This is a genomic window from Bacillus cereus group sp. BfR-BA-01524 (assembly GCF_022662595.1).
In the GTDB taxonomy this organism is placed as follows: Bacteria; Bacillota; Bacilli; order Bacillales; family Bacillaceae_G; genus Bacillus_A; species Bacillus_A thuringiensis_S.
This window is the reverse complement of record NZ_JAKUDW010000337.1, coordinates 1-324: the sequence shown is the minus strand read 5'-3', so window position 1 is coordinate 324 and position 324 is coordinate 1. Positions and strand designations below refer to the sequence as shown.

Sequence of the window (324 nt, the reverse complement as noted above, 5' to 3'; positions counted from 1 at the left end):
TCGGCGGTTCGATCCCGTCATCCTCCACCATTTAGCCGACTTAGCTCAATTGGTAGAGCAACTGACTTGTAATCAGTAGGTTGGGGGTTCAAGTCCTCTAGTCGGCACCAGAAAATCATGGCGGTTGTGGCGAAGTGGTTAACGCACCGGATTGTGGCTCCGGCATTCGTGGGTTCGATTCCCATCAGTCGCCCCATTTTTTCTTAAAATATTAATATGCGGGTGTGGCGGAATTGGCAGACGCACTAGACTTAGGATCTAGCGCCTTTGGCGTGGGGGTTCGACTCCCTTCACCCGCACTTTTAATAAAATATCTCAAACATG

At 50.0% G+C, this 324-nt stretch carries 3 tRNA genes; all 3 read left to right on the top strand.

Annotation, left to right across the window (positions count from 1 at the left end):
• The first annotated feature begins 34 nt into the window (after nucleotides 1-34).
• The 3 genes from MR170_RS31355 to MR170_RS31345 all read left to right on the top strand — a co-directional run bounded on the left by MR170_RS31355 (nucleotide 35) and on the right by MR170_RS31345 (nucleotide 299).
• Nucleotides 35-110, top strand: a tRNA-Thr gene (locus tag MR170_RS31355).
• Nucleotides 111-120: 10 nt separating this feature from the next.
• A tRNA-His gene (locus tag MR170_RS31350) sits at nucleotides 121-196 on the top strand.
• 22 nt (nucleotides 197-218) lie between these two features.
• Nucleotides 219-299 (top strand) — tRNA-Leu (locus MR170_RS31345).
• Nucleotides 300-324: the final 25 nt, after the last annotated feature.